At 38.8% G+C, this 24,266-nt stretch carries 16 protein-coding genes and 1 pseudogene; 5 read left to right on the top strand and 12 right to left on the bottom strand.

Features of this window, described 5'->3' with window-relative positions; genetic code table 11:
* Positions 1 to 13 precede the first annotated feature (13 nt).
* The 8 genes from GR160_RS11755 to GR160_RS11720 all read right to left on the bottom strand — a co-directional run bounded on the left by GR160_RS11755 (position 14) and on the right by GR160_RS11720 (position 13,397).
* Entirely contained in the window at positions 14 to 1,279 is a 1,266-nt protein-coding gene (locus tag GR160_RS11755; RefSeq protein ID WP_160750056.1) for an asparagine synthetase B, read from the bottom strand.
* Between the two features lie 111 nt (positions 1,280 to 1,390).
* A complete protein-coding gene (locus tag GR160_RS11750; protein WP_160750055.1) occupies positions 1,391 to 1,903 on the bottom strand; it encodes a 3'-5' exonuclease in 513 nt (170 codons plus the stop codon).
* A gap of 121 nt (positions 1,904 to 2,024) precedes the next feature.
* Positions 2,025 to 3,386, bottom strand: coding sequence for a pyridoxal-phosphate dependent enzyme (locus GR160_RS11745; RefSeq protein WP_160750054.1), 1,362 nt, complete (start codon positions 3,384 to 3,386; stop codon positions 2,025 to 2,027).
* Positions 3,387 to 3,459: 73 nt separating this feature from the next.
* The gene (locus GR160_RS11740; RefSeq protein WP_160750053.1) at positions 3,460 to 5,430 is read right to left on the bottom strand and encodes a putative porin; all 1,971 of its coding nucleotides are present in this window, start codon (positions 5,428 to 5,430) and stop codon (positions 3,460 to 3,462) included.
* Positions 5,431 to 5,617: 187 nt separating this feature from the next.
* Positions 5,618 to 7,561: a S8 family serine peptidase gene (locus tag GR160_RS11735; RefSeq protein WP_160750052.1), complete on the bottom strand. Its 1,944-nt coding sequence runs from the start codon at positions 7,559 to 7,561 to the stop codon at positions 5,618 to 5,620.
* Positions 7,562 to 7,718: 157 nt separating this feature from the next.
* A complete protein-coding gene (locus GR160_RS11730) occupies positions 7,719 to 8,582 on the bottom strand; it encodes a DUF1735 domain-containing protein (protein ID WP_160750051.1) in 864 nt (287 codons plus the stop codon).
* 24 nt (positions 8,583 to 8,606) lie between these two features.
* On the bottom strand, positions 8,607 to 10,100 hold the full coding sequence (locus GR160_RS11725) for a RagB/SusD family nutrient uptake outer membrane protein (protein WP_160750050.1): 1,494 nt from the start codon (positions 10,098 to 10,100) through the stop codon (positions 8,607 to 8,609).
* 12 nt (positions 10,101 to 10,112) lie between these two features.
* Positions 10,113 to 13,397: a SusC/RagA family TonB-linked outer membrane protein gene (locus GR160_RS11720; RefSeq protein ID WP_160750049.1), complete on the bottom strand. Its 3,285-nt coding sequence runs from the start codon at positions 13,395 to 13,397 to the stop codon at positions 10,113 to 10,115.
* Positions 13,398 to 13,738: 341 nt separating this feature from the next.
* On the opposite strand from GR160_RS11720, the gene GR160_RS11715 reads away from it, so the two are divergent.
* Positions 13,739 to 14,350, top strand: coding sequence for a ribonuclease HII (locus GR160_RS11715; RefSeq protein ID WP_160750048.1), 612 nt, complete (start codon positions 13,739 to 13,741; stop codon positions 14,348 to 14,350).
* 9 nt (positions 14,351 to 14,359) lie between these two features.
* Here GR160_RS11715 and lipB read toward each other — a convergent pair whose 3' ends face one another.
* Both lipB and GR160_RS11705 read right to left on the bottom strand, forming a co-directional pair.
* A complete protein-coding gene (lipB, locus tag GR160_RS11710) occupies positions 14,360 to 15,085 on the bottom strand; it encodes a lipoyl(octanoyl) transferase LipB (RefSeq protein WP_160750047.1) in 726 nt (241 codons plus the stop codon).
* Positions 15,086 to 15,181: 96 nt separating this feature from the next.
* On the bottom strand, positions 15,182 to 15,916 hold the full coding sequence (locus GR160_RS11705) for a hypothetical protein (RefSeq protein WP_160750046.1): 735 nt from the start codon (positions 15,914 to 15,916) through the stop codon (positions 15,182 to 15,184).
* 115 nt (positions 15,917 to 16,031) lie between these two features.
* Between GR160_RS11705 and lysS the strand changes: the two genes are divergently transcribed.
* Entirely contained in the window at positions 16,032 to 17,726 is a 1,695-nt protein-coding gene (gene lysS, locus GR160_RS11700; protein WP_160750045.1) for a lysine--tRNA ligase, read from the top strand.
* A 77-nt stretch (positions 17,727 to 17,803) separates the two neighbouring features.
* On the opposite strand, the gene GR160_RS11695 is transcribed toward lysS, so the two are convergent.
* Both GR160_RS11695 and GR160_RS11690 read right to left on the bottom strand, forming a co-directional pair.
* The gene (locus GR160_RS11695; protein WP_160750044.1) at positions 17,804 to 20,299 is read right to left on the bottom strand and encodes a DUF5686 and carboxypeptidase-like regulatory domain-containing protein; all 2,496 of its coding nucleotides are present in this window, start codon (positions 20,297 to 20,299) and stop codon (positions 17,804 to 17,806) included.
* Between the two features lie 151 nt (positions 20,300 to 20,450).
* Positions 20,451 to 21,437: pseudogene (locus tag GR160_RS11690) on the bottom strand (pyruvate dehydrogenase complex E1 component subunit beta); the annotation flags it as partial.
* A 310-nt stretch (positions 21,438 to 21,747) separates the two neighbouring features.
* On the opposite strand from GR160_RS11690, the gene GR160_RS11685 reads away from it, so the two are divergent.
* From GR160_RS11685 to GR160_RS11675, 3 genes are all read left to right on the top strand, one after another.
* Complete coding sequence (locus tag GR160_RS11685) at positions 21,748 to 22,227, top strand: TlpA disulfide reductase family protein (protein WP_160750042.1); 480 nt, start codon at positions 21,748 to 21,750, stop codon at positions 22,225 to 22,227.
* Positions 22,228 to 22,425: 198 nt separating this feature from the next.
* Complete coding sequence (locus GR160_RS11680) at positions 22,426 to 23,172, top strand: electron transfer flavoprotein subunit beta/FixA family protein (protein WP_160750041.1); 747 nt, start codon at positions 22,426 to 22,428, stop codon at positions 23,170 to 23,172.
* Between the two features lie 97 nt (positions 23,173 to 23,269).
* A complete protein-coding gene (locus tag GR160_RS11675; RefSeq protein WP_160750040.1) occupies positions 23,270 to 24,238 on the top strand; it encodes an electron transfer flavoprotein subunit alpha/FixB family protein in 969 nt (322 codons plus the stop codon).
* The last annotated feature ends 28 nt before the right edge of the window (positions 24,239 to 24,266 follow it).

The following is a 24,266-nucleotide window of genomic DNA, read 5'->3' as shown; positions in this document are numbered from 1 at the left end:
TTATAATACGTTGTTATGTTTTAAGTTTCTTCTTTCTTGCAGCAGGAAACAGTACGTTATTTAAAATTAAACGGTATCCCGGTGAATTTGGATGCAGGTCTAAAACAGTGGGTGCATCGCCCACGCGGTGCTGATAATCTTCGGGGTCATGGCCTCCATAAAAGGTAAACATCCCTTTACCTTTTGTTCCGTGAATGTAACGCGCTTCTCCTGTTTGCTTTTGTTCACCCATTACCAACACATTACTTTTTACCTTATCGGCAGCAAAAGCAGTGGTTTGCCCCATAAAGCCTTTTACAAGCTGTGTATGGTTTTGACACAGCATAGACGGAATGGGATCCCATTTAGCGGAATATTCCATCAATGTAAAATAATCATTGTCGGGCAGGATGTTGCGTTTATTGGTAGTATCGATATCCGAGAATTCATACACCACAGGGTTGCGTTCCAATATAAAATCCTTAAATGCCAAAGATTTATTGTAGTCTATTTTGCTTTGGTAGTTTGGCGAACTTGCATCGCCATCGAACATGGGCTCGCAAATATCCACACCCTCGGCAGAAAGGGCAATGTCAAAACTATCGGTAGCAGAACACATAGCAAACATAAAGCCCCCTCCTACTACAAAGTTGCGTATTTTAAGGGCAACCGCCAGTTTCTCTTCAGACACCTTATTGTAGCCTAATTTTGCAGCTAGAGCCTCAGAATCTTTCTTTTGTTCAATATACCAGGGCGCATTGCGGTAAGCTCCAAAAAATTTACCATACTGACCGCTAAAATCTTCGTGATGCAGGTGCAGCCAGTCATACAACAGTAAACCATCGCTTAATACTTCTTCATCATATATAGCAGTGAACGGAATTTCGGCATAAGTTAAAACCAATGTAACGGCATCATCCCATGGCTTTTTACCGGGTGGCGTGTACACTGCTATCTTAGGTGCTTTTTCGAGCAAAACATTTTCCATGTTTTGCGAGGGGCTGCTAATCTCTTCCAGGATATTATTGGCTTCACTATCGCTCAACACTTCAAAACTGACCCCACGAATCTGGCATTCACGCCTAACATCGTTAGCATCCGGCAGTAAAAAAGAGCCGCCCCTGTAGTTAAGCAGCCAATTAGCTTTTAACCCTTTATCTAAAGCCCAATAAGTAATTCCGTATGCTTTCAGGTGATTTTGCTGGCTGGTGTCGTCCATAGGCAATAACACCATAGATGCTCTGCCCGAAAACGAAAAGACCAACAGCAATAGGAGTATATAGATTTTTTTAAACGTCATTATAAAACAAAGATTTCTTCAAAGATAACGAATAATGGGAGGAAATGGTATCGTAGAATTATAGTTATATCCAAAAATCAAGCTAACTAAAGTATAACAACCAAACTAAAATCACATTCTCAACTTCACCTGTCCGTTGTGCAGCATATACAGTTTCGCGCAGGCGCGCGCATCAGATAATGCTTCGTGGTGATTAAGTTCTATATTGTTGCGATCGCAGCAGGCCTGTAGGTTTGCAGGTTTGTAGCCTTTGGCACGGTAAATTTTAACGGTACACTCCCATCGGTCTGCAATTTCAAGCTCGTCATAATACAGGCCGTAATAACGCATGGTCTTTGCCAGCACATTTCGGTCGAAAGACTCATTGTGGGCTACTATCTTGCGGCCAAACAAACGCTTTTGTATCTCAGGAAACAAAGTATCAAATGTTGGCACATCCAAAGTTTGCACTGGCTTAATGCCATGCACCATAATGTTGCGGTACCAGTATTCGTTGTCGGGTGGTTGAATGAGTGTATGGTATTCTTCTGTAATGACACCATCCTCCACAGTAACAATACCCACCGCACAGGCACTATGGGCATAGCCTGTAGCAGTTTCGAAATCTATTGCTGTGAAGTTCATAATTGAGTATAAAGTTAAAAGTCTTAAAGTATAAAGAACAGGCCGTAATAAAAAATAATCTCCAATCTAATGAAAGGAGACTATTAATTATGAGTAAGTTACTCTCCAGCTCCGGAGAGGATTATTTTATCGAGCTAATAATATCATGTTTAGTGATGATGTGGTATTTTCCATTACCAAGGTCTACAAGTACTGCCTGATTATCTTTATTGATAAGCTTAGATATTTCGTCTACTGCAGTAGTTGCCTTTACAATAGGGTAAGGTTTGCCCATAATACTCTTAATCGGTTTATCGGCAAGGTCTTTATCTTCTACATAGCTACGGAACAGATCAGTCTCATCAAGAGACCCCACAAATCCGTCAACATCTACCACCGGTATCTGCGATATTTTATATTTACGCAGGCGGTCTATAGCGTGGCTCACCAACTCTTCTGTACGCACAGTAACCAGTGGCTTGTCTATATGGTCGTTTATAAGGTCTTCCGCCTTGGTAATGCTGTCGTCAAGGTAGCCGCGTTCGCGCATCCAGTCGTCGTTAAACATTTTACCCACATAGCGGCTGCCACTGTCATGAAACAATACTACAACCACATCTTCCGGTTTAAAATGCTCTTTTAGCTGAAGTACGCCTTTTATAGCCGCCCCAGCCGAGTTACCCACAAAAATACCTTCTTCTAAAGCAAGCTTACGGGTGTAAACGGCAGCATCTTTATCGGTCACTTTTGTAAAACCGTCAATTAAAGAGAAGTCAACATTTTTAGGCAATATGTCCTCGCCAATCCCTTCGGTTACGTACGAGTATATTTCGTTCTCATCAAAAATACCTGTTTCATGATATTTTTTAAATACCGATCCATAAGTATCTATACCCCAAATTTTCACATTAGGGTTACGCTCTTTTAAATATTTAGCCACACCGCTTATAGTTCCTCCGGTACCTACCCCAACAACAAAGTGGGTAATTTTACCTTCGGTCTGTTCCCATATTTCAGGTCCGGTTTGCTCATAATGAGCTGCGGTATTGCTAAGGTTATCATATTGGTTTACATACCACGAATTAGGAGTTTCTTCGGCAAGGCGTTTAGAAACGGAGTAATACGAACGCGGATCTGTAGGCTCTACGTCGGTAGGACAAACCACCACACGTGCACCAACGGCACGCAGTATATCCATCTTTTCCTTACTTTGCTTATCGCTAATAACGCACACAAGCTTGTAGCCTTTAACAATAGCTCCTAATGCAAGCCCCATACCTGTATTGCCCGATGTACCTTCAATGATAGTCCCGCCTGGTTTCAATCTTCCGTCAGCCTCGGCATCTTCTATCATTTTAACAGCCATACGGTCTTTTACCGAATTGCCCGGGTTAAAAGTTTCTACCTTAGCCAATACCAAAGCATCGATCTCTTTAGTAAGCTTGTTTATTTTTACCATTGGAGTGTTGCCTATGGTTTCGAGTATGTTTTTAGCGTAGTTCATTATTATATTTTATTCGCACTACCACAATTTACAACTATTTTGCAAAATGCAGCAGGGGTTTGTATTTAAGTTTTTATGAGAAGAAATTCCAGGTTATGCCAAAGCGAACCATGAAATCGCGGTATGGGTAGTTAGGTGCCGAGTAAAAATCGTAACCCGTAAAGCTGGAATTGAAATGCTCAGCCTTTAAGAATAACTGAAACTCCTGTATCTTCATATTAATAAAAAAGTCTATGAGCGGGAAGCCTCCATATTCCTTTTGATCCTGCACAAAAAATTCATTGATAAGCGGATTATAATCGTTCATATAGTATTTGGTAAAATACTGAAACGTAAACCCTGTTTGTATAAACAATGCCTTTTTAAACCAACGATCTGTAAAATAAAGCGAGTTTCGTGTTACAAGCTGTGGCACATTTAATACATTATCCGGCTGCTGAACGTTTTGATACAAAACCGTATTATCTAAACCAAGTTTCCACCATTTAAATTCTTTAGCCACTTTTACAGATAGGTAATTAATTGTATTGCCATACTGTTTTGGTGTTGTTATAAGCTGGTTGAGTGCTGTTGCAGGTGCATCGTCAGGACGCACATAGTCGTTGCTAAAATAAAGATGATCGTTTAATATGGTGTACTGTAAGGAGGCATCGAGCCATTTTGTTTTTGCAGCAAATTCAAAACTGTTTATTTTTTCGTTGTTTGTGCCCGGATTATACCAATTGTAGGCCCTATAGTCGCTTTGATATAAAACATAATTATGATCGGGCAACTTATTCATTTTTTGGTATCGTGCCGAAACACTGTTTCTTTCGTCAAATGTATAACGAGCCTTAACGTCTATATTCGTCAGAGATTGATCAGTTATAGAGTTCGATATTAGTGCCGTGCCATTCCATTTACCCTTTTGGTAAGTATAGCGTGCACCATAGGTATCTATCCTGTCGTTAATAGAGTTTGGAGTAACAATTTGGTTATCATTACCCAATATAATACTCCGGTAAAAATAGTTGTAGTTAAAATCTTCAATATAAAACTCAACTGTACCAATAGTTTCGTTAGCATAGGCAGCCCCAACCAAATTATACATACGGTTATACCTAACCTTATCGTTTACAGAAGAAGTATAGGCTGCACCAAAACGCTCGCTCACTGCTGGCTGTAAAAACTCGTAATATTTATTTTCGTAGTTAAACTGATGATGCACCACAATGCTATTGGGGTTATCTTTGCTCAACCTAAAAGTATGGTCAACAAAATAGCGGTTCCCTTTCAGTACTGATTTAGCATCGTTAAAATATACTGCAAGTCTTTCACGCTGAGTGTAAGGATCTTCTCCGCTTTCAAATAAAGAAGTATCTGTAATACCTCCATTCTCACCGTTGCTAAAATCCTGACCCGTAAAATGCAATTTTAATATATAGCGTTTATCAGTAGTATTGTAACTTCCTCCTAACCTGAAATTACCGTTACTGGAAAGCGCATTAATATATTTACCTATAGAACGCAAACCTTTATAACCTATAAAAAGATTCAGGTTTTCAGAAGTATTCATGGTTATGGAGGCATCCAGCATTTGCCCCTGCTGCATTACAGAGCGGTACATTAAATCAGTATATGGCGTTGCAACATGATAGTATTTAATATCATCGGGTTCCATATAAGCAAAATGCTTAGCCTTAAATCCTATTTTAGGAAAAGGATTGAAATCGGTCAACCCATAATCAAGTGTATTGTATGTTTGACCTTCGTTATTAAAAGCAAGAAGCCCAAAATTATCTTTGCGCAGGTAATTTACCCTATATTCTTTCTGAATGGTTAAAGATGTATCTACTATGGTTGTATCGCGCTCAAGCGTTACAATTTGATACATATCTATGCTTGCAATAGAGTCCAACACTTCTTCAGAGTCACCCTTTTTCTTATCATTGGCAGAAGCCTCGGTTTTTCCACCACGCCCTTTACCAACGCCACGAAGCTTTACCTGAGCCATAGTAATAGCCGGAATAATTAATAACAAAAACAATATACTTTTTCTCAGCATCCGTTTTAAAAAGTTTTGGGCAAAGGTACTTAATTTTTGGTAACACGTCTACCTACTACAAACAATGTATTTCGTAGTGTTTCATTATATAAGAGAACTATTATAAACTTAAAAAGTTTATAATTAGTATATACAAAAAAGGCTTTACCGTTTTGGTAAAGCCTTAAACTATGAGAATGAAAAGAGTTTATTCTACAATAATCTTTTTAGTCATTGTTTTATTATCGCTACTTATGTTAAGCATATAAATACCTTTAGAGAAGTTAGATGTATTGATGCTAAACTCCTGACCAGATACAGAACCTGATTTAGATTGATACACAATCCTACCAGACATATCTACAAGTGCTAACTGCACGTTGCTAAGCTGTTGACCAAAGTTTACATTAAGTACATCTTTAGCCGGGTTAGGCCACACTGTAACATTACCTAAAACATTTTTGTCAGCACTTAAAGCCAGATTGTTAGAACCCGATAAGATAAGTGAATATTTTTGAGCTCCGTTTACATTTCTAAGGCTACCTTTGTGAGAAACAGTAAGCGTATAATCACCAGGTTCAGCATTAAAAATTTCTATTTTTTCTAAATTATCCACAATGTTATCTCCCGTAATCGCACCTCCGCTAAGATCTGAAAGGCTATATTTCCAAGGATAATAAGTCGTACCATTACGGGTAATCCTTAAATCAAGGTCATTAACAAGAGCAGCCAAAGGGCTGTTAAGTAAACCTTCGCGCGAAGTACCTGCAGGGTCTGTCCAGCAAAGAGTAGCAGTTACAGTACCGGCAGAGGTTACTGAAAAGTTGTATGTGTATGTAGTATTATTTTGAAGAGATGACTCTAATAATAAATTTTGGTTATTAGCATTAGTTATGATGTTAACAGCAGCTTCAGAATTCATCATACCATATCCAAACCTAAAATCAGGACCTGGTGTAGAATTTGCATCTGTAGCAGAGTGGCATATCAAACCTCTTAAGGTAGCCGATCTCATATAACGGATAGCATCATTAGGATGAAGATTAGCATAATGTTGCTGTAAAAGTAAAGCACTACCTGTTATTCCCGGCGCAGCCATTGATGTACCTGAAAGGTTTTCATAGGCACTATCATTTGTGTTGTATGTAGAATATACACTGGTTCCATCAGCGGCAACATCCGGTTTGATCCTTCCGTCATCAGTTGGCCCCTGACTACTACTAACATTTATCATTAATGAAGTAGTTACCCCCGTAACAGGATGCACTGTAGCGTCAGCATTGGCAATAACAATATTATTTTTAGAAGCTGCTTCCGATGTAAGCTTGTCCAAACCAGCACCTAAACCGCCTGTATAGTTAGAAACGCCCTCATTACCTGCTGACTTCACCATAAGATAATATTCATAGGTGAATGCAAATTGGTCTAAAAGTGCAGAGTCATCATTATAACAACCAGGATACCAATTAGGAACCTGCATTGTATTGTCATCTCCAAAAATAGGCACACCATAAGAGTGGTTGGAAATCAGCATCGCATTGTCTCTTGCCTCAACTGTCATTTCAGCTAAATCAGCGCCCCAGTCATAAGAACGCAAAAGAGCAGCAGGAGCCATACCTTTAGCATTTCGCACTAAACCAGTTGCAGCTATTGTACCACCTACGTGTGTAGCATGAAAGTTAGTTCCTTCACCAGTACCACTACCATCAACAGGAGTAATCCTGCTCACACCATTGCTCACAAACTCAACATGTGTTTGTAATACTCGACCACCATCCCATATACCCGCAGTCATACCTGAACCATCTAGACTTAGCCCTAAAGCGCCTCCAGGATTTATTCTATTTGTTCTTATTGCCATCGCCTCAGAAGAGTTATCGGTAGCAATATAAAGTGGCTTATTATCTACCACATCAATCATCCTGAAATTTCTGTTATTTACAGTATATTCAATTTGCTTTTCTGGATGTTGTGACAAATAAAGAGAAACTTTTTGTTTTCTCTCACCATCTCTTTTAGCAATCTTATCGTTAAGCAATTCAACGCTTTTAGCATCCTGAACGCTTTTTATTTTATTTCTGTCCTCAGCATTCTGAGCAGCCACATTAGCCACTACAGTAAGTGCCAATATCTGAAATAGAGTAAGTTTCATTTTTATATTTAATTAACATTGTATTAAGAAAACAAATATATTGATTAAAAGCTATCATTCAAAGAAGCAACAGATTTAAATCAAAATTTAACAACTTAAATAAAAGGTAATAAAAAAACCGCCCATAAAGAGCGGTTTATATTATATAAACTTTTAATTAATTTAAAGTAAAAGTATATATGTCATCTGTTGCAAATGTAGCTGTTCTGTAAATTTCGGTTTCATTACCGTCTTCATCTACAGTATAAAGCCTAACATAGCCTTGGTTGGTACCATCGTTCATACCGTCACCTTCAGAATCATAAACAACTAATGTATACTCACCCGCCGAAAGACAGAAAGACCTTGTATCCTGAACACCAAGAACACCGTTGGTATAAGGACCAACAGGACCATCAATACCATCTACATAACTGAAATTGGAATCATAAAGTTCCCAAGTAGTTTCAGCTCCATAATTATCAGTAACTACTTCAACTCTTAAAGAGTTCTCTGTACAACGGCGTGTAGCAGTAATCTCAAGTCTTTTATCAAGAACCTCAAAAGTCCCTAAATCCTTATTACCTATAGTTCTTTGAGCAATCTCCCAGTTAGTAGAAGGAACAATACCTACTACCAATTTTTTACCATTATAATCTAAATTAACATCGGTAATGGTTACGCTAAAGGTACCTTCTAACGATCCCGCAGGTATAGTTACCGTAGCTGGAACGGTATAGTCATCCTGATCTATTGTTGTAACAGGAACCTGGTCTGTACCGGTTTCAGTATTATAAACCGACTCAGTAATTACACGAAGGCTTACAACCCTGTCTGCATTTGAAGTATGCGAAGCATATACTTTACCTTCGACAGTTGCCGTTTGCCCTTGAGTTATAACAACAGCCTCAACCTTTTCTCCTAAAGAAATATAATCCTTATTAGTAAGATTATCTCCCGCAGAATCGTCTTCACAACCTACCATAACTCCAACAAGCAATGTTAGGACAAAAAAGATCGATCCAAATCTATTTAATTTCATGCTCATGATATTTTTTACTTAATATTAGTTTTGTTCTGTAATAGCTGGGTTATTATTCATCTCAAGCTGAGGAATCTGGAATGAAAGCTCATCTTGGTTATAGCTAAATGTTTGACCTGCACGGAACAAGTGGTTAGTACCTCTAGTAATTGTAGCTCTATTACGTTTAAGCGCTAGGTAAGTTTTACCTTCACCCCAAAACTCAATACGCGTTTGCAGGTAAATAGCATCCTGTAAGGCTTGGCCTGAAAGCGGATTAGCATAGTCCTGAGCCTGAGCTGCAGTAGCATAACGCAGAGATAAAAGTTCTACCAACCTTGCTTTTGCAGCAGCCTCATCACCAGATTTAGCAGCAGCTTCTGCACTTAAAAGATACATTTCATCTACACGCATGTAAATGTAATCTGTACTAATAATATATTGTTGCTGGAATTGCCTTGCCGGATCAAAAAACTTATTAAGTGGCATTAAATAAGTATCACCAGCGGTAGTAGAAAACTGAGATTTCCTGATATCATTAGCAGGTATTTGAGCATAAAGAGCATCATCAATAACTTTGTAGTCACCAGCAGACTGGTAGCTGTAAGTATAATAGTCCATTTGCCCCCACCAGTTAATCAACTGCTGACCCATAGCTTCTGTAATATCATAACCCCACATCCAAGACGCTGTAGCCGCATCGTTAAAGCCAGAGCCTGCACCAGGATAAGCAGATTGAGCTCTAGTAGTTAAAGGAAAACCTCCGGTAGTAATAACAGCATCAGCCATTAGACGCGCATTCTGATAGTCTCCCATTGCAGCATAAGTGTAAGCCAAAAGCCCTTGCGCTACTGATTTGTTTACTTTATGCTTAGCATCACGATTATAACCATCAAGTAAAGTAATCGCAGAGTTAAGATCACCTACAATAGATTCATAAATTCTTGAAGCCGGCACTTTAGACGGTATATTAACATCACCATCAATAAAAGGCAAAATAGGCTGGTTAGCATCATACCCTCTTTGTAATAGCTGAGCTAAATAGAAATACCCATACGCCCTAAGCGCTTTAGCCTGACCTAAGGTGTAGCGGATTGTTTCATCTTCAGGAGATGCATCGTTACCTCCAACAGAAGCAATAACTTCATTGGCTGAACTAATTACCTTATAATAATATTGCCATATAATCCTGTTTTCAAGGCGTGTATAATCTGTAGTAACCAAAAGGTTAGCCGTATTATCATACCAGCCATATCCACTACCTTTTAAAGCCATATCTCCAGACACCATATCGGTCCATATATCTATACCTTTTTGGCCAAATTCAAAATGCTGAGTTGTAATACTCCTGTCATTCATCATATAACTGTAAATACCTTCCAAAGTACCAATAATAAGGTCTGGATTATCAGGAGAAAACTCTGCTATATCACGTGTAGATATTACAGATGTATCTCTTTGTGGATCTAGAAAGTCGTCACTACAACCAACACTAAGAAGAGATGCAGCTACCGTTAAATATATAAAACTTTTTTTCATTTTAATTTTTTTTTAGAATTGAACCTTAGCACCAAAGCTAAATATAGTCATTGGCATATAAATACCCGAGTTAGAGCTGGCAATCATAGTTTGAGGATTCAAACCTTTTCTTGCACTTATCATCATCAGGTTATCACCCGAAAGGTAAAGGTTAATAAGGCTAACATGTAGCTTTTCAGTAAAACGCTCAGGAATTGTATATCCAAGCCTAACGTTATTAAGCGACAGATAATCTGCCTTTGTAAGGAAACGGTTAGAAGCTGAACCAAATGTACCATCCGCACTAGTTGCGTTATTTGCAAGCCTTGGAACATTTGTTATATCTCCTGGCTGTTGCCATCTTTCCCTAATATCAGTATGGAAATTAGTAGAACCGATAAGACTACCAGTGCTCATTAACTCTGCATAACCATTATCCATAACATAACCACCTATACTGTAGCCAAACTGAGCTGTAAAATCGAAGTTTTTGTAACCCGCATTCAAACGGAAAGAACCTCTTATTTTAGGTATAGCAGATTTTCCTGTAAATTTAAGCGTTGCGTCTGAATAATTTTCAGTAGTAGTCCTGCCAACTTTTGCATTCGGATTTGCATTAGTATAAACGTTCATGTTATTAATGCGTACGTCAGCACTATCAAAAACACCGTTACCATTAATATCATCATAATACAGATTCCACATTGCTGCTCCATTAGAAGGATTCACACCTGCCCACTCGCGCAAATAATAGTCATAAATAGAATGTCCCTTAGCCCATCCGTAAGAGCCCTCTACCTGAATATCTTTAGAACCATACTCCGGATGCACAGGAACCTCTACAAGCTTATTCTTAAATATCTCACCATTAACACCTATAGACAAGCTAAGGTCTGCCGGATTAGAAGCCTTAATGATATGACCCTGCACATCAAACTCTAAACCACTGTTACGAAGCTTACCACTATTATAACGCTGAATTGAATAACCTGGATAAAGCGCCAATTGTTGATTAAAGAACAAATCTTTAGTGTCTTTAACATAATAGTCAACATTTACATCAAGACTGTTATTAAAGAATGTACTCTCCAAACCAACCTGAGATACATAAGAAGTCTCCCAAGTCAAATCCGGGTTAGCTAACTCCGCACCAGCACTAAATGAATATTCACCACTATCTGTTTGATTGATCAAAAAGTTCTGATAACCATTCATAATCCACACACCACCCTGAGTTTGTTGATTAGTTTCAGTAATACCACGATCTCCAATAACACCATAACTTGCTTTCAGTTTCAGGAAGTTAACAAATTTAGCATTAGCAAGGAAGTTTTCTTTTGAAAGAATCCAACCCAAACCAACAGAACCAAAAGTACCCCATCTGTCTTTCAGGAAAGTAGATGAACCATCACGCCTTACAGAAGCAGTAAGGTAGTATTTCTGAGCATAGTTATAATTTAACTGCGCAAAATAACTTTCAAGCGTCCATCTTCTTGTATAAGACTGAGCCCTACCAAACGGAGTGGTATACTGATAAAGATCTAAAGTATTAGGCAAAATAGCTTTTTGAGCAGCAGCACTCGAAACCTGATATTTCCAATCTGTAGACTCGTGGGCAACAAAAGCCTCTACGCTATGCTCACCAAACTCTTTTTTGAAACGAAGTAATTGCAAAAAGTTTTGGTTATTAATCTTTTGAGTACTTTTCGACAAGAAACCTTCAGACGAAAAACCACTACCATACCATTGATTTTGTCTTGAAGAATTATCAAAAGACTGATATTGACCATTGTAACGAGCCTCAAAAGTTAACCATTTTGTAAAATTAATATTAAAATTAAAGTTACCTAACAACGTAGTAGCATCATTTTGGTTAAGATCATAATGAGCATCACCAATACCATTGGTACTGTTCCACACCCTTCTAACATAAGGACTGTTACCATAATCATATCGGTTACCACCAAAAATAGGGTCAGCAACCAAGTTACCATTGGTATCACGAAGATACACATCATAAATTGTAGGAGTATTGTTTGTCAAAGCAAATATATTACCTGAACTGCCCGAATCTCCTTCATCACTTGAAGAGTTCTTATACCTACCACCTGTATAAGCTATATTACCACCAACAGTTAACCAATCCTTTGGCTTGTGCTCAAGGTTTATTCTTGTAGTATAGCGTTTGTAACCAGAGTTAACAACATAACCTTCATCATCAAGATAACCAAAAGATGTAGAATATTTAGTAGTTTCATTACCACCACTCATTTGCAGGTTAGCCTCTTTCCTTATACCAGTACCAAAAGCAGCATCTTTCCATGTTGTTGGAGTAAACCTACGGTTAACACCAGCCCTTACCTGCCCGGTTGCAGGATCTATAAGCTGATCGCCCGGAACATCCCAAATATTGTAACCATTATTGATACCAACATTACCACCATATAGGTTAGCACTTGCATAACCAGCAGGGTTAGGATTACCATTTAAAGCAGCCTGAGTTTTTAATTGACTCCACTCAATACCTATATATTCTTCTGGAGAAGTTATAGTGTTATAAGTAGGAAGCATTTGTGTATTTATACTTGTTCTAAAATCAACTGAAATAACTGATTTACCAGCCTTACCTTGCTTTGTAGTAATCAAGATAACACCATTAGCACCCCTTGAACCATAAATAGAAGTAGCAGCAGCATCTTTCAACACTGTTATACTTTCAACATCAGCCTGATTAAGAGCACTAATATCACTACTATATGGAGCACCATCCACAACGTAAAGAGGAGCCTGGTTACCATTAACAGATCCAAAACCACGAATACGGATCGTAGCATCACTACCCGGAGCACCGCTACCAGTAATAACGTTAACACCCGCTACCTCACCTCTAAGAGCCTGAGAAATATTCGTAGCAGCTTTAGCCTCTAAATTTTTAGCTTCAATTTTTGTTGCAGTACCGGTATAACCTTCTTTAGTAGCAGTACCGTAACCCACCACAATAACCTCATCAAGAAGTTTAGAATCATCTGCCAACTGCACACTTACAGTATTAGACGCACCAACTGTTACTTCCTGAGTAGCCATACCTACAAACGAGAAAACGATTTTTTGGCTTTGAGAAGCCTGAATGGCATATTTACCATCAAAATCAGTCTGAACACCACCAGCAGTCTGTCCTTTTATACTAACGGTAACTCCGGGAATTGGCATCCCCTGAGCATCCGTAACCACTCCGGAAACAGTTTTTTGCTGTGCAAAGGCAAACTGAATAAAAAACGCCATAATAAGCGTAAAAATCCAAGTAAACTTTGATTTCATATAAATTAATTTGAGTTAGTTAAGTCGCAAAGCTATTAATTTATTTTTACATAACAAACTTTTAACAATGCAATATCGAATAATCATCTGCTTTTTGCCGGTATATGTAATAAATCCACAACATATTTAATTCAATTGTTAACATATATTCAATTTAATTTAAACATAAATACATTTTGACCTTACGTCCTTTACTACAGGATGTTTGTTTTGTTAAAAGGTTGCGTACACTTTTAAAATTTTTTCAAATTTTAACATTTAACATCAAAACTTAATTTATTTACTGACATTAAAACAACCTCCGACAATTATTTTTACATTTGTAATCCTTAAGTTAAATTATGTTAACGTTAAACCACTCAGGCTTTTTGCTCGAAACCGGAACCGACGAAGCCGGCCGTGGGTGCCTTGCCGGACCTGTTACTGCCGCTGCTGTTATTTTACCCGAAGATTTCGAATTACCACTTTTAAACGACTCTAAACAGCTTTCTGAAAAGATAAGAGAACAACTTCGGCCAATTATACAGCAAAAGGCACTATGCTACCACATAGCCCACATCGAGCCCGAAATTATAGACGAAATAAACATCCTTAATGCCTCTATCAAAGCTATGCAGGATTGCATAGTGCAATTAACCCCCACTCCACAATACATTATTGTAGACGGCAACCGATTTAAGCCTGTAAGTAACATTCCGCACGCGTGCATAATAAAAGGAGACAGCAAATACCTTAGTATCGCTGCCGCATCGGTACTGGCAAAAACATACAGGGATGACTACATGAATAAAATTCATGAAGAATACCCCATGTATAACTGGAAAAAAAATAAAGGATACCCCACAAAAGAACATCGTGAGGCTATAAGAAAATATGGTATTACAAAATACCACAGAAAATCGTTCAGATTATTGCCCGACCAACTCGAAATGCAATTTGAAGCAGACCATTAAAGCACTCCTTTATATATATTGCAAAGCATTATAATCTACATGCACGATCTCTGCCTCAAAAAGCTGCGAAAAATAATATAGTATTTTTTGTTTTATCTCAGCTTCGTCAACAGCCTTACCAAGCTCAGCATGCATAGAAGTTACGGCTTTGCCACGAATACCACATGGTATTATATTATCAAAATATCCCAGATCGGCATTTACATTAAGCGCAAATCCGTGCATAGTAACCCAGCGTGATGCCCTTACACCCATAGCGCATATTTTTCGGGCAAACGGCGTGCCTACATCAAGCCACACTCCTGTTTCGCCATCGCTTCGCTCTCCTTTTAAACCATAATCAGCCATAGTAAGAATTATGGTTTCTTCAAGCAGGCGCAGGTATTTGTGTATATCGGTAAAAAAATTCTCAAGGTCAAGTATTGGATACCCTACAATTTGCCCGGGTCCATGATAGGTAATATCCCCTCCCCTGTTTACCTTATAATAAGACGCTGCTTTATCTTCAAGCTGTTTTTCACTAAGCAGAAGATTAGAAAAATCGCCACTCTTACCAAGTGTGTACACATGAGGGTGTTCTACAAACAAAAGATAATTAGGCGTCTCTTCATTTAAACCTTCCCTTCTATTTGCAATTTTCACATCAACCGTTTGCTGAAAGATCTTTTCCTGATAATCCCACACCTCTTTATAATCCTGCAAACCAAGATCGGTAAATTTAACCTGCCTGTTCATTGCTGTACACTCCTTAAAATTAGTCTACAAATTTACAAAACTTATTGGCAGGATATACATCAGCACGAACAGTCAAAACACAGCCTGAAAATACAACTATTTTTCAAACTCAACTTCCAGGCTCATACTTTTAGGATCGTCAAGATAATCAGTAAACGGATATGCAATGGTTACCTGTTTTTTATCGGAACTTATTTGTGCGTTTTTGTTCGACACTGACTTTACCTTTTTAGGAAATTTGTAATTTACCGTATAAGTAGAACCCTGAAACATAGCCGCAAACATATTAATACTGTCGTTATCGGCATCAGCGGTTTCCTGTGCACGCGAGACCTCCTTTTTAAACTTTTTACTGTTGTAGCTGTAGCTGGTTTTGGTTTTATACTTATCTGTATCGAAGGGCAATTTTTCGGCAGTTTTATTTTTATTCAGGGGGTTTGCACTGTTTAACGACTCCATAAGGTCAGTTACATCTTCTATCTTTTTAAAATCGTTCAGCAACTTAAAATTGAATTCCTTTGTTTGGGCGTCCACTACCATTTTAAGAGTAAAGTTCTCCATCTTTTTTAGACGCTCCTGTTCTTCTTTTGGCAATTTGGCAATACTGTCTTTTTTAGCGGCGAACATTTCTTTAAAAGTAATGATTGTATCCATCCTTTTATCGGTCTCTTTAGCCATTTGCTCACCTGCCAAAGCCATAAGCTGAGAGCCATCTAAATCCATGGTCATGCTGCCGCTTCCATTTTCATTTATGGTAATGTTTTCAGTAAAATTGCAAGAGCTAAGTAAAGCTGCCATAAGGCTTAGCATAAAGAGTAATCCTGTTTTCATAAAAATTGGGTTGGTATTTGTTTTAAGACGACAATATCTCACAATTGTAACAATATACCAAATTGCTTATTTGTTAATTATCATTATCTTTGCTCCCTTAAAATTATAAATAGTCATGCAACTTTCAGAACAAGAAATTATCCGCAGAGAAAAACTGGAATCGCTGAGAAACCTCAGCATTAATCCGTATCCCGCCAACCTTTTTCCGGTAGACCATACCAGCAAGCAGGTAAAGGAAAATTTTTCTGAAGGTAAGAAGGTTGTAGCAGCAGGTCGTTTAATGTCAATCCGCGTTCAGGGCAAGGCTGCCTTTGCCGAGCTTCAGGACAGCGAAGGGCGTGTACAGCTATATATAAACCGTGATGAAATTTGCCCTGGCGAAGACAAAACCCTTTATAACGAAGTATTTAAAAAACTTATAGACCTCGGCGATTTTGTTGGCATTAAAGGCGAACTTTTCACTACCCAGGTAGGCGAAAAATCAGTGCGCGTGCAGGAGCTTACTTTACTTAGCAAAACCCTCCGCCCATTGCCGATGCCTAAAACCGATGCCGAAGGTAATGTGTTCGACAGCTTTAGCGATCCTGAACTGCGTTACCGTCAGCGTTACGTAGACCTTGTGGTAAACCCGCAGGTTAAAGAGGTATTTATAAAAAGAACCAAGCTGTTCAATGCCATGCGCAGCTTTTTTAACAACAAAGGCTATTTTGAGGTAGAAACCCCTATATTACAGTCTATTCCGGGTGGGGCAAGCGCAAGGCCGTTTATTACGCACCACAACAGTTTAGACATTCCGCTATACATGCGTATTGCAAATGAGCTATACCTGAAACGCCTTATTGTAGGTGGTTTTGACGGTGTATATGAATTTTCTAAAAACTTCCGAAATGAGGGTATGGACAGGACGCACAATCCTGAGTTTACCGCTATGGAAATATATGTGTCTTACAAAGACTATAACTGGATGATGGAGTTTACCGAAAACCTTCTGGAGCATTGTGCCGTAGCAGTTAACGGAACACCTGAAGCCACTTTTGGCGAGCATAACGTTAGCTTTAAAGCTCCTTATGCCCGCGTTACAATGACCGATGCTATTAAACAATTTACAGGCTTTGACATTACCGGCAAAACCGAAGAGGAATTGTTTGAAGCTGCCAAAGGCATGGGTATTACCGTAGACGAAACCATGGGTAAAGGCAAGCTTATTGACGAGATATTTGGCGAAAAATGCGAAGGCAACTTTATACAACCTACCTTTATTACCGATTATCCTAAAGAGATGAGCCCACTGTGTAAAGAGCACCGCGATAACCCTGAACTTACGGAGCGTTTTGAACTTATGGTATGTGGCAAAGAGATTGCCAATGCCTACAGCGAGCTAAACGACCCTATAGACCAACGCGAGCGTTTTGAAGCGCAGCTTAAACTAAGCGAGCGTGGCGATGTGGAGGCTGCACAGTTTATTGACAACGACTTTTTACGCGCCCTTGAATATGGTATGCCGCCAACATCCGGTCTTGGTATTGGCATGGACAGGCTTATAATGTTCCTTACCAACAACCCAAGCATACAGGAAGTATTGTTCTTCCCACAAATGAGACCTGAGAAAAAAGGTCCTGAGCTTACAGAAGACGAAAAAGCCGTTGCCGAACTGGTTAAAACAGCAGGTCAGCTTGCCCTTGATACTCTTAAAACACAGGCTGCACTAAGCGGTAAGAAATGGGATGCCGCAATGAAAGGCTTAACTAAACACGGCCTTATAAAAGTTGTGGTTGATGGTGACAGCAAAACTGTAGAATATAAAGGATAAACCACACATAACTAAATAAAGAAACTCCCGGTTAGAATTAAAATGACCGGGAGTTTTTATTTATACTTTGCCTTAAGTTAGAAGAAAAATCCGAACGAGCCTTTTACAGCAAATTTATTGGCTCCCGGCACACCGAGGTAGCTGCCCCTCCATGCAAAATCAATTCTAAACACCTTAAATATATTACCTATTCCGGCATGATATTCCCAATACAGATCTTCAGGAGAGCGATACACAAGGTTAGAGGCATTAAGATCGATGTTTCGTTGCGACACCGTACCATAAATACCCTTAATACCAATAATTTCGCGCAGGTTAAGATCTCTAAGACCCGGTATGCGACTAAACAGCCTGCCGTTAAAATTATGCTCTAAATGCAGCGACACATATTCGTCGGCCACAAATTCATAATAATCCAAAAGGTTGTAGGTATTCTCAATAGAAAAATAGCTCTGGTTACCCGGCACTACCCCCATAAGCCCAAGGGGTACGGCACCAAATATCTTTCCTGCTTCAAAAGTGGTAAACAGCCTACCAAAACCTCCAACAATTACAGGCTGACGGTAATAGAACTGTAGTTTTTGATAATCGAAATCGCTGTCAAACAAACCTTTTACACCTTGTGAGTAGTTAAGAAAAAGACGTGCAAAATTATAGTCGGTATCCGTACGTTCAACACCATAGCCAATTGGCCTGCGCTTTGGCGTATAATCTATAAGGAAACCATATTCATATTGTTTGGTAAAACCGTTAACACCTTTGCTATGATCATTAGGATCAAGCCAGTATTCAAGACTGAAAGCCTGCGGATCGGCAGATTTTAAAGTACGGTAATTAAAACTAGTACGAAGCACAAGGTTTCTTACAGGCTCTATCTCGGCAGAAAAAGTAGTGAAGTTAATAGACGTCAGTCTGTTATTGTTACCGCTCGAAAACAACGACGACGATGCAAAACTGCGCCCCAATACATCATTAGTTGCTGTAAGGCTCACCCCTATTTGCTCAACATCGCGACGGTTACCCGCAGAAAGTATAATACGCCTGCGTTTGTCTACCATCCATTTACCGCTAATGCCATACTTAAACTTATTATCCTTAAATCCATAAGCCGTATATCCTTCTATCCTCCACGGGTCGTTTTGTCCAAAATAGGTGCGCCCCCCGGTGCGGAGCCTTATACCTTCCACATCATTATACCCAAAGGTTGAAAAGATAGGACCATAGTCAAAATGATTCATTTGATAGTAGCCACTACCCAGCGTTGCCACCAGGTCGTACATACGCCTGAATTTGGGCACGGTTTGAAGTGTATCAAGCATTTTGTAAACACCTTTTTCGTCTTTATTCAGTGACTCAAAACGGTTCTCATCCCAAAACGCATCCGACTTTTCGTATATAGACTCGTCGTTAAAATTCACATCGGCTACATAAAAATCGGCAGGTTTCTTTTTGTCAAACTCATAGTCCCTGAACAGCGTTGTACGCTTGCCATATACCCCCTTAGATTCTTCCTTTTTATTAAAGGCAAAATCAGTCATCATGTGGTCACGCTTCAGCAAAAAGACTGAGTCGTTAAGAACATCAAATTCCTGTTCTATATAAATATCCTTTACCCAGTTAATGTTAGCACTCTTACTGGCGCTCATAGCCACTTTTTTAATGGCATAGGTAGTATCGTTTACCCAAAAATTACCTTTAAACGTAAGCTCTCCTTTACGCCTGGGATAAAACACTATATTATAACACCATTTATTGTCTATATAAGAACTGTCTGCCAGCACATAGTTGTACACGTTGATGCCTGTGCGCGAAAGCGGGCTTATAAAATCCTTATCAAAAAATTTAAGGTAGTTGTTATAGATATCATAATCAGCATACAGATCTTTTATAAAGGCCAGTATTTGCTGGTTATTGCTAAATCCTGATGTTTTATTGGCACTTTTAATTTCCTTTTTGCGCTTATCCACATTATCGCCATACACTTTACTTAATGCCTCATTAATAAAAATAGGCAGATATGTCTTTCCGGTAATGTTACTGGTATCTACTTTTTCAAAAATAAACTCCATGCCTTTAAACAGCTTACTGTTTACCATGGCACTGTCTATGGTATTCAGGTCGAACTCTACTTTTTCATACTTGTCATACTCATATTGTTTAAACATGTTAAGACCGTTCTTGCGGCGGCGCTCCCATATTTTACGGAGTATGTCTATGGCAGGGTTATTTTTTTTAGAGGTTTTGCCACTGTACAACACCACCTCTTTAAGCTCGTTAGCCTCTGCCATTGTGACCTTTAAATTGTAGGCTACATTTTTATCAAGATGTACATCTTTGGGAGCAAAGCCCACAAAGGTTACTGTTATATCAGAATAGGTATTTTGAGATTCGAGATAGAATTTACCGTTTTCATCGGTAATTACCCCCTCATTAGTGCCTTTAAAATATACATTTACATAAGGTAATGGTTGGTTGGTATTATCATATACCACACCGCTAACCTTGGTTTGCGCAAAAGTAGTGACCGTAAAAACAAGCAAAGATGCTAACGCAAACAGTATTTTTCTTTTCATAAAGGCTATAAACAAAAAACTTCATCATTTAGTATGATGAAGTTTCAAATATATGGTAATAATTTGAAGATTTAAAGAGGTCTCAATTTGAAAATACAGGTTGTTTCAATATACAAAGATATAGTACAACCGGCATTTTCAAATCTTCAAATTAATATTGTTTATACATAACTTTTTTAACGGCTTTAACCACGTCGCCTGCATTAGGTAACCACTCTTTTAAAAGAGCCGGAGAGTATGGCGCAGGAGTATCGGCAGTTGTTATTCTTTGTATAGGAGCATCAAGGAAATCAAATGCTCTTTCCTGAACAATATAAGTAATTTCAGACGATATACTTCCAAAAGGCCAAGCCTCTTCAAGTATTACAAGCCTGTTTGTTTTTTTAACCGAAGCCAGGATAGTATCATGATCCAACGGACGTACCGTTCTAAGGTCGATAATTTCGCAGCTTATACCGTCTTTAGCAAGCTCTTCGGCAGCAATAAACGCTTCTTTGATAATTTTACCAAAAGATACTATAGTAACATCAGTACCTTCACGCTTAACATCGGCAACACCAAGGGGAATTGTGTATTCTCCTTCAGGCACCTCACCTTTGTCTCCATACATTTGTTCAGACTCCATGAAGATTACAGGGTCGTTATCACGGATAGCCGATTTTAGCAAACCTTTACAGTCATAAACGTTAGACGGCACAACAACTTTAAGTCCCGGTATATTAGCATACCAGTTCTCGAAAGCCTGAGAGTGTGTTGCTCCAAGCTGTCCGGCAGAAGCCGTAGGACCACGGAAAACGATAGGGCAGTTAAACTGGCCTGCACTCATCTGGCGGATTTTTGCAGCGTTGTTTATTATTTGGTCTATACCCACAAGGGCAAAGTTAAATGTCATAAATTCTACAATAGGCCTGTTGCCGTTCATGGCACTACCTACAGCTATACCTGCAAAACCAAGCTCGGCAATAGGAGTGTCAATAACCCTTTTCGGACCAAACTCATCAAGCATGCCTTTAGAGGCTTTATAGGCTCCGTTGTATTCTGCAACTTCTTCGCCCATTAAATATATAGCTTCGTCACGGCGCATTTCTTCGCTCATGGCTTCGCACACAGCTTCCCTAAATTGTATTGTTCTCATGTAATTATGTTTCGAAGTATTAAATGAATGGCAAAAATAAAAATTTTAAGTCATTATTAACGCCTTACACGTCAAATAAATCGTCTTTTGTCTCAAAACGCTAAATCATAACAATATTCTCAATTAAATTCATTTAAAGCAATTATTATTGCTGTAATTTCATTTCAACACCTAAATCACTGAAATATATACATTTTTAAATCCCCCGAACACCATTCTTCAAATACAGCACTATTAATTATCTTATTTTAGTGCAAATTCTTTCACGAAAAAAAACCAAATAAACACTACATAAACTACTAATTGTTACACAATGTTAATACGCTTACTTCTAATATTAGCTTTAATACCAAATCTCTCTTTTGCACAAACTACTACCAAAAAGACACTTGACGAAATAGTAGCCCAAAATAAAGGTAAAGTTGTTGTTTTAGATTACTGGGCAAGCTGGTGTAAACCATGCCTGAAAGAAATGCCAGCAATGCACTCATTAATGAAAAAGTATCAAAACTCGGAAATCACTTTTGTATTTATCTCTTTAGATATAGATATTGAAAAATGGAAAAAAGCTTCAGATAAAGAAGGCATTGAAAACTCTACGTATTCCTATATGTCTTCAGATATAATAAAAACAGACCTGTCAAGGTCACTATATTTATCATCTATACCACGATATGTAATTTTTGACAAGAACGGTAACCTTGCCAATGCCAATGCCCCGCGCCCCAGCACAAAAGAACTGGAGGTTGAAATCGATAAATATCTCCAAACAGAGCCTGAAAATAAAAATTAGATCTTCTTTTTCTCAAAAATGCCAAATCACAATAATATTCTCAATTAAACTCATTTAAAGCAATTATTATTACCGTAATTTTATTTTAACGATTAAAATTTTCAAAAAAGCGCATTTAATATGCATGCATAGTTTTTTATTCGGATAAATTCGTTAACTTCGCTATATCGATATCAAACCTTATATAAACTTATAATAATGAAAATATTAGTCTGCATAAGCCATGTACCGGATACTACGGCTAAAATTAACTTTACCAACGGCGATACAGAGTTCGACACCAATGGAGTACAGTTTGTAATTAACCCCAACGACGAGTTTGGCCTTACACGTGCCATTTGGTTTAAAGAGCAGGCCGGAGCAACGGTAACCGTTGTTAACGTGGGCGGCCCAGATGCGGAAGCTACCCTGCGCAAAGCCCTTGCCATTGGTGCCGATGAGGCAATTAGAGTAAACGCCACCCCTACCGATGGCTTTTTTGTTGCAAAACAACTTGCCGAAGTAGTTAAAACCGGAGGCTATGACCTTGTGATTGCCGGAAAAGAATCGTTAGACTACAACGGAGGAATGGTTCCCGGCATGCTTGCCGGACTTGCCGGATATGATTTTGTAAACGGATGTATTAAAATCGATGTAAATGGCAGCGATGTTACTGCAGTTCGCGAGATAGACGGCGGTAAAGAAACCCTTAGCACTAAATTGCCACTGGTTATTGCCGGACAAAAAGGCCTTGTGGAAGAAAAAGACCTAAGAATACCTAACATGCGCGGCATTATGCAGGCACGCACAAAAGCACTTACCATTTTAGAGCCCGTAGCTGCAAATGCAACCACTAAAGCTGTAAAGTTTGAAAAACCTGCTCCTAAGCAAGCAGTAAAACTTATTAGCCACGACAACCTTGATGAGCTTGTAAGTTTATTACATAATGAGGCTAAAGTAATTTAAAGAGTCGATTTGGTTATTTGATCATTCGGTTATCTGACCGCAACAACTTTCAAATTAACAAATCAACAAATTAACAAATTAACAAAAATCTGAAAAAATGTCAATCCTAATATACGCTGAATCAGCAGAAGGTAAATTTAAAAAAACAGCGTTTGAGCTTGCTTCATACGCAAAGAAAATAGCAGCTGAGACTGGTACAACTGTTACCGCCGTAACCATTAACGTGAGTGATACCTCAGCCCTTGCGGCTTATGGTGTAGATAAATCACTTAACGTTAATATCGATAAACTAAAATCGTTCAACGCAAAGGCTTATGCCGATGTTATTAAACAGGCAGCCGCTAAAGAATCGGCTAAGTTTGTATTGTTTTCATCGAATACAGACAGCCTTTACATTGCCCCGCTTGTAGCCGTTGGCCTTGAGGCAGGTTTCGCAAGCAATGTGGTTGGACTGCCGCAAAGCATTTCTCCGCTACAGGTAAAAAGGCATGCATTTTCTAACAAAGCGTTTACTGTAACCGAAATTACCACCGATGTTAAAGTGCTTGCCATTGGTAAAAACTCATTTGGCTTGATCGAGTCGGCTTCAAACCTTGCGCAGGAAGATTTTACACCGTCTTTAAACGACAGCGACTTTACGATTAAAGTAGAATCATCAGAAAAAGTAACCGGGAAAGTAACCATTGCCGATGCTGAAATTGTAGTATCTGGCGGTCGCGGACTTAAAGGCCCTGAAAACTGGGGAATACTGGAAGACCTTGCCGCTGCCCTTGGCGCAGCAACAGCCTGTTCTAAACCCGTATCAGACCTTGGCTGGAGGCCTCACAGTGAACACGTGGGACAAACCGGTAAACCTGTAGCCTCAAATCTTTATGTCGCCATAGGTATATCGGGAGCTATACAGCACATTGCAGGTATAAACAGCAGCAAGGTAAAACTGGTTATAAACTCTGATGCCGACGCACCTTTCTTTAAAGTAGCCGACTATGGTGTTGTGGGCGATGCATTTGAGATAGTACCGAAACTAACCGAAAAAATAAAAGCCTTTAAGGCACAGAACTCATAATTTATTTTTAAATTGTGCCCATAAAAGG

The organism is Flavobacterium sp. Sd200 (assembly GCF_009826935.1).
GTDB lineage: Bacteria > Bacteroidota > Bacteroidia > Flavobacteriales > Flavobacteriaceae > Flavobacterium.
The sequence above is the reverse complement of the archived record's forward strand: the minus strand, read 5'-3'. Positions and strand labels throughout refer to the sequence as shown.